General features: G+C 61.5%; 7 protein-coding genes. 2 read left to right on the top strand and 5 right to left on the bottom strand.

The window, feature by feature from the left end:
* Window positions 1-232 precede the first annotated feature (232 nt).
* From M5B43_RS26970 to M5B43_RS26950, 5 genes are all read right to left on the bottom strand, one after another.
* Window positions 233-1165, bottom strand: a complete 933-nt coding sequence (locus M5B43_RS26970; RefSeq protein ID WP_248752922.1) for a D-2-hydroxyacid dehydrogenase — start codon at window positions 1163-1165, stop codon at window positions 233-235.
* Between the two features lie 106 nt (window positions 1166-1271).
* Window positions 1272-1565 (bottom strand): YcgL domain-containing protein, encoded by a 294-nt coding sequence (locus M5B43_RS26965; protein WP_003189597.1) that lies wholly within the window; start codon window positions 1563-1565, stop codon window positions 1272-1274.
* Window positions 1562-2695, bottom strand: coding sequence for a ribonuclease D (gene rnd, locus M5B43_RS26960; RefSeq protein WP_248752921.1), 1134 nt, complete (start codon window positions 2693-2695; stop codon window positions 1562-1564). The genes M5B43_RS26965 and rnd overlap by 4 nt, the downstream gene beginning before the upstream one ends.
* A 122-nt stretch (window positions 2696-2817) precedes the next feature.
* Window positions 2818-3417: a class I SAM-dependent methyltransferase gene (locus M5B43_RS26955; RefSeq protein WP_248752920.1), complete on the bottom strand. Its 600-nt coding sequence runs from the start codon at window positions 3415-3417 to the stop codon at window positions 2818-2820.
* A 100-nt stretch (window positions 3418-3517) separates the two neighbouring features.
* The gene (locus M5B43_RS26950) at window positions 3518-4888 is read right to left on the bottom strand and encodes a glutamine synthetase family protein (protein ID WP_248752919.1); all 1371 of its coding nucleotides are present in this window, start codon (window positions 4886-4888) and stop codon (window positions 3518-3520) included.
* Between the two features lie 416 nt (window positions 4889-5304).
* On the opposite strand from M5B43_RS26950, the gene M5B43_RS26945 reads away from it, so the two are divergent.
* A complete protein-coding gene (locus M5B43_RS26945; protein ID WP_248752918.1) occupies window positions 5305-6078 on the top strand; it encodes a transporter substrate-binding domain-containing protein in 774 nt (257 codons plus the stop codon).
* A gap of 54 nt (window positions 6079-6132) precedes the next feature.
* On the top strand, window positions 6133-6972 hold the full coding sequence (locus tag M5B43_RS26940) for a cache domain-containing protein (protein WP_248752917.1): 840 nt from the start codon (window positions 6133-6135) through the stop codon (window positions 6970-6972).
* Window positions 6973-7123 lie beyond the last annotated feature (151 nt).

Below are 7123 nucleotides of genomic sequence, written 5' to 3'. Positions count from 1 at the left end.
GCACTGCACCGTAAAAAGGTAAGAGGGGGCTTGCCCCGATGGCAGTGGGTCAACTGAGGATAAGCTAACTGATCCACCGCTATCGGGAGCAAGCCCCCTCCCACACTTGGATCTGCTGTGTGTCAGTGAGTGAAGGTGCTGACTTGTACTGGCTGTTCATCCAATTGGCCTGACACTGCACCGTAAAAAGGTGGGAGGGGGCTTGCCCCACACATTTTCTTCGCGCGTCGGGTCAGTAACCGCGCTCGAAACTCACTTCCCCACGCAGCGCCTGCTGGGCCTGATACGCCCGCACGTTTTCCACAAACAACGCCACCATCATCGACGGTGAAGTCGGCGCCGAGCTGTGCCCGGTCAACAGCAGACCCCAGGCGGTCCAGAATGGGTGCCGTTGCGGCAACGGTTCCTGGCGACACACGTCGATCACCGCACCGGCCAAGTGCCCTTCCTTCAATGCCTCGACCAGGTCGGCGTCGACCACCGCAACCCCGCGCCCGACGTTGATAAACAACCCGGTCGGCTTGAATTGCTTGAACAGGGCCGCGTCATACAGGTCATGGGTGTCGGGGGTGTTGGGCAGCAGGTTGATCACGTAGTCCACTTCGCCCACCAGCCGCCCCAATTGATCGGGCCCAGCCACTTCAAGAAACGGTGCCTGCTCGCGTGCGCTGCTTGCGATGCCATAGAGCTTGACCCCAAACGGCAGCAGGAACTCGGCAACGCTCTGGCCAATATCACCCGTGCCGACGATCAACGCCTTGCGCCCCGCCAGGCTCTGGCCCAGGCGGTTGTCCCACTTGCGCTCGACTTGGCTGACCAACCGCGCCAGCACTTCGCGCTCATGGCCAAGCATGTAGGTGAGAACAAACTCAGCCATCACTTGGCCAAAGATGCCCACCGCGCGCGTCAGGCGATAGTCGCGTGGCAAGCCATCGGCCAGCAACGGCGTGATACCGGCCCAGGTCGATTGCAGCCACTGCGGCTGGTGGCCCTGGCGCAACAGGGTCGCCAGCAAGTCTGGCTGGCCCAGCCATACCGGGCAATCGGCGGCCAGGCGCGACAATTCGGCGGAGTCGCCGCTGGTCAATACTTCAAGGTCCGGCGCAGCTTCGCGGAGCAATTGGGCGTAGAGCGGGTGATCCTGTTCAGCAATCAGAACACGCATGGTTCAAACCTTTCAAAAACGCTGCAGACGGCCGCCCGCATCCTTACGGCCACCGCCCACTTAAATACAGGCATTGAAGAATGTGCCCTGAACAGGGCACCACCGATCACATCGGGTCGTTGCGTCGCAGCAGCTCTTCGGGCAAGTGTTCGATGTACTCATCCTCGGCCGGCGGCATTTGCAGGTGGTAGCCCTGCTTGTCGAGGTTTTCCAGGACCACGGCGATGTCCTCTCGGGACAGCTTGCGCTCCGGCGTCAGGACCATGTCAAACGCGTGGTGAGCCTTGCCGAACGCTTCCATCAATGGTTCTGGCACGCGCTCCAGGGCGTCGCTTTTCAGCACGTAGAGGTACATGCCGTCTTTTTTCTTACTGCGGTAGATGGAGCAAATACGTTTCAAGGCTGTTCTCCGGCAGTGGCCAGGCTGTCGAGCAGCGACTGGCCCATCAACTCGCGGCGCCAGCCACGCAGCGAGTCTGGCAATTGGTAAGGCCCATCGGGATAGCCACTTTTAACCAGGGCTTCGAGGGTTTTCTTGCGCAGCATCAGTTCCGGGGCCATGTCCAGGCGCTCGGCGAAGGTTTGGCCCAAGGCACGCAGTTGCTTGATCAGCGTGGCGGCGTCCACCGGCAGCGGTTCGGCGACGGCAGGTGGCCATTGATCCATAGGCAGGCTGCCGGCACGTTTGATCAGGTCCAGCAGGAACAGGCCATCCTGGCGCACCGTGCGCGGGTGCATGTCTTCGATCTTGCCCAGGGCGGCGAGGTTATCCGGCTGGGACTTGGCCAGGGGCCATAACGAGTGTTCACGAATGATGCGGTTACGCGGCAGGTCACGGACGCGGGCTTGCTGCTCGCGCCAGGCGCACAACTCACGCAGCACGGCCAGCTGGGCACGGGACAGTTTCCACGCCAGCTTGGCGTCGCGGTACACCTCGTACGGGTCGACTTCGCGGCGCAGGTTGGCCACCAGTTCGGCGCCGTCTTCCAACACCCAGGCGTATTTGTCCGCAGACAGTTGCGGACGAAGTCGGGTATAGACCTCCGCCAGGTGCACGGCGTCTTCGGCAGCGTAGCTGATTTGCGTCTCGGACAATGGCCGCTGCAGCCAGTCCGAACGGGTCTCGCCCTTGGGCAGCTCAATATCGAGCACCGCTTGCACCAGGCGCGAGTAGCCCATGGAGAACCCGAGATTCAGGTAGGCGGCGGCCAGTTGGGTGTCGAACAACGGCACTGGCAGGCTGCCAGTCAGGCGCAGCAATACTTCCAGGTCTTCGCTGCAGGCGTGCACCACCTTGATCACCGCCGGGTTTTCCAGCAGAGCGGCCAGGGGTTGCCAATGGTCGATGGTCAGGGGATCGATCAGGTAAGCGCGTACGCCATCACCAATCTGGATCAGCCCGGCAATGGGATAAAAGGTGTCGACCCGCATGAATTCGGTGTCGAGGGCGACGAATGGCAACTGCTGCCATTCGGCGCAGTGCTGGCCGAGGCTATCGTTGTCGCAGATCCAGTGAATATCGATGGCCACACGGCTCTCCCTTGAAGAATGGCGCGCAGTATATATCGCGAAAGGGGCTTGCGAGCATCCGCAGTGCACACACCATCATGAAAACTCCGACAAGAGACAGAGAATAGTCCGACGAGCGGCAGTTATCCTCTCTTACGCAGAACGTAGACGCGCCAAAGCCTGGAACCCGGTAGGAACTCCTGGTAATTCAGGACTTTGAAGCCCGCCTGGCGAAACTCATCCTCCACCAAGACACCCGCGTTCACAGAGACAATCACCGTGTCGCGGCTGACCCGATGAAACTCGCGCAACAACATCGATCGCACGTCGCTGCTGGGTACATGGCGAAACAATTCCAGGCAGAAAATGCAGTCCACCGCGTTCGCCGAGAGGCCAATGGAAAACGCCGAGCCCTGGAACGTTTTGATGCGTTTGAGCAACGCTGCCGGATGGTGGGTGCGGGCATGGTCGAGCATGGCCTGGGAGTTGTCCGAAGCCAGGATCACCCGGTTGACGTGTTCGGCCAGCACCGGCCAGAACCGCCCCGAACCGCATGCCAGGTCGAGGATCAGCCCCGGCTCGCCTGCCACTTTCAATGCATGCCGCACCAGCCGCGCCTTGCGCCATGCTGCCAGGCGCTGCAGCAGCCCCTGTGGGCGCGTGTCACCGCAGACCTGTGCATGCTCACGATCACAGCGCTCGGTGAATTCGATCTCAATGGAAGATGGAGGTTGTGGCGACATCGCGGGCTCATGTGGGTGAAACGGTAGTAACGACCTTGATCCACAGCTTAACCACTGCAACGTGAAAAAAAGGTCGAAAACCCTGCCACCGAAACACCCGTCATGCCTGATGCAGATACCACCGCCAATCCTGCTCCCCCACCTCCCCCATGAACTGGCGGTATTCGGCACGCTTGACCGCCAGATAAACCCCCAGGAATTCGCTGCCAAAGGCATCCCGCGCCCAGCTTGAGCCCTCCAATGCACGCAGCGTGGTGAGCCAGTCGGTGGGCAGCAATGAGGTGGCCTGGGCGTAACCGTTGCCTTCCACGGGAGCGCCAGGGTCGCATTGTTCGCGAATGCCACGGTGGATACCGGCGAGGATCGCCGCCGCCGCCAGATAAGGGTTGGCATCAGCACCGCAGATACGGTGTTCAATATGCCGGGAGTTGGCCGGGCCACCGGGCACGCGCAGGCTGACGGTACGGTTGTCCACGCCCCACGTCGCAGCCAGAGGCGCATAGCTGTTGGTTTGGAAGCGTCGATAGGAGTTGGCATTGGGGCAGAACATCAACAGCGAATCGAGCAAGGTGCCGAGCATGCCACCCACCGCCTGGCGCAGCAGCGGCGTGCCGTCGCCCGCCTCACTGGCGAACAGGTTATTGCCCTGGGCATCGGCCAGGCTCACGTGCATATGCATGCCGGTGCCGGCCAGGTCGTCGAACGGTTTGGCCATGAAACAGGCGGCCATCCCGTGCTGGTGGGCCACGCCCTTGACCAAGCGTTTATAACGCACCGCCTCGTCCATCGCCTGCAAAGCGTCAGCGCGATGTTGGAGGGTGATTTCCACTTGGCCCGGGGCGTATTCGGAAATGGCCGTGCGCGCCGGGATACCTTGCAGCTTGCAGGCGCTGTAGAGGTCGGCCAGAAACGGCTCGATCTGCTCCAGTTCGCGCAGGCCGTAGACCTGGGTCGAGCGCGGGCGATGGCCGTCCACATCCCGCGCCGGTTGCGGGCGGCCCTGGCTGTCGGGCTTCTGGTCGAGCAGGTAGAACTCCAGCTCCGCCGCCATCACCGGGTAATAACCGTCGCCCTTGAGTGCATCAATGACCTTGGCCAGCAGATGCCGGGGGTCGGCCAAGGTGGCAGGTAAACCTTCGCTGGGGTGCATGCTGACTTGCACCGCCGCGGTCGGCATCAGGCGCCACGGCATACGCTGCAAACTGCCGCTGATGGGGTAGGCGCGACAGTCGATATCGCCGACCTCCCACACCAACCCGGAGTTTTCCACGTCATCGCCATTGATGGTGAGGCCGAGGATCGTGCTGGGCAGTGGCCGGCCACTTTCGTACACCGCCAGCAACTCGTCGCGGTGCAGCAGCTTGCCGCGCGGTACGCCATTGTTGTCGAGGATAAACAGCTCGAACATTTCAATGTCCGGGTTCTGCTCAAGGAACGAGCGGGCTTCGTGCAGATTGGCAAAAACACTCATGGGGTTGGTTCCTACGTTTGCGTCAGGCAGGCGCACAAGCGCCGCCGGGCAGATGCGCGCGCAACTTCGCGTCATCCAATGGGGCGGATCTACGTAGAAGAGGTATCAGGAGGTCTCGCGTGCCGGCAGTGGAACAGCGCCCAGAACGCCAACTCGCAAGGCAGTGCCTCGACAGCCGTCGGACAGCTGGGCACTAATGCGCCAAGCGATGTCTCGGGGTGAGTGTCGGGGGAACCGTCCATGGGCCAGTCACAGTGGGGGCGAAGCCTGGCAGCGTCACACGCTGGCATAGGGGGGTAAATTCAGGGTTAACGGAGTTCAGGTGCGAATTGGCTAAACATTGCGCCCCCCTTGCTACCGGCGAGCGCGGCTGGAAATAATGACCGCCCCGATCATGCCTCCAAGGACTCGCCTGCATGAAAGCTCCTTTAGCCCTGTGTGTACTGGCAAGCGTGGCAACCACCGTCCTGGCCGACCCTGCCTCATCGCGCCTCGATCAAGTGCTCCAGCGCGGTACCCTGACCGTCTGCACCACCGGCGACTACAAGCCCTATACCTCGTTGCGCGCCGATGGCCGCTATGAAGGGATCGACATTGCCTTGGCCGAGTCCCTGGCCAAAAGCCTGAACGCGAAGGTCAACTGGGTGCCCACCACCTGGAAAACCCTGATGCCGGACTTCCTTGCCCAACACTGCGACATCGCGGTGGGCGGGATTTCCGTATCCCTGGAACGCCAGAAAAAAGCCTTCTTCAGCCAGCCGCTCGGGGTCGACGGCAAGATCCCGCTGGTACGCTGCGCTGATGTGCAGCGCTACCAGACCGTCGCGCAGATCAACCAGCCCCAGGTGCGGGTGATCGAGCCGGCCGGCGGCACCAATGAAGTCTTTGCCCGCGCCCACCTGGGGCAGGCGCAAATACGCCTGCATGACAACGTCACCATTTTCGACGAGCTGCTGGCGGGCAAGGCCGACGTGATGATCACCGACGCGAGCGAAGCGCGTTACCAGCAAAAGCAGAAGCCCGGGCTGTGCGCGGTCAACCCTGAACAGCAGATGCAGTACAGCGAAAAAGCCTTCCTGCTGCCCCGGGATGACGTGGCCTGGAAGGGCTATGTGGATCAGTGGCTGCACCTGAGCGTCGCGACTGGGGAGTATGCAGGGATCGTCAATCAGTGGCTGGCAGCACCCTGAGCCGTAGCAGTCTACGCTGTGGTCACACCTACCACCACTTATGAGGGATCGGCAATGAAGGGACTCTTGCGCATCACCTGGCTGCTGTTGCTGTGTTTCAGCCAGGTGCACGCGGCCACCACTCAAGATGCGGACGCCCAGGCCGCCAAGGCGCTGCTGGAAAAAGCCTTGGCCTACTACCAGCGCAACGGCGACAAGGCGTTCGCCGCGTTCAGCCGCCAGGGTGAGTTTATTGATCACGATCGCTATGTGTTTGTGGTCGATACCCACGGTATTTTGCTGGCCAGCGGCGGGCCTTCTTCAGCCTTGATCGGCCGCGACGTGTCCGAACAGCTTGGCCCTGACCTGCAAGCGTCGTTCAAGCAAGCGCTGGCCGTGCCTGAAGGCCAGGGCATCCAACAGGCCGACTACCGCTGGCAGAATTGGAACGACGGCAAGGTTGAGCACAAGCACGTGTTCTATCAGCGAGTAGGCGAACGCATTCTCGCGGTGGGCTATTACCTGCCACGGGCCACACCGGAGCATGCGCGTGGTTTGCGCGACAAGGCGGTGAAGGCATTGCTCATGGATGAAGCGGGCACGCTCAAGGCCATCAACTCATTGCAAGGTGACTTCTTGCAGGATGATCTGTATGTGTTCGTGGTAGACCTCAATACCGGACGCTATGTGGCGCATGGGACTGACCTGCGGCTGGTCAATACCGACTTTGGCAAGATCAAGGACCCGGATGGCAGACCCGTGGGCCAGCCGATCCTCAAGCTGATGACTGAACAGGACCAGAGTGAGTACCAATACCGTTGGAAAAACCCGGTGACCGGCAAGGTCGAGAACAAGCACACGTACCTGCGCAAGGCCGGGCATTTCCTGGTGGCGGTGGGTTACTACAGCCCCTAGGGTTTAGACGCGGTCAAACCTATCGGCGGGGCGACGAATCGACTTGCTCCCGATAGCGCTGTGTCAGTCAACGAGACGCCAACTAAACCACCGCGAGCGGGGGCAATTAAGCGCTAGAACGAGCAACCGGTAACCTGTGGCGAGCGGGCTT

It is taken from the genome of Pseudomonas sp. MWU15-20650, assembly GCF_023242475.1.
Classification (GTDB): domain Bacteria; phylum Pseudomonadota; class Gammaproteobacteria; order Pseudomonadales; family Pseudomonadaceae; genus Aquipseudomonas.
This window is presented reverse-complemented; position numbering and strand designations above follow the sequence as displayed.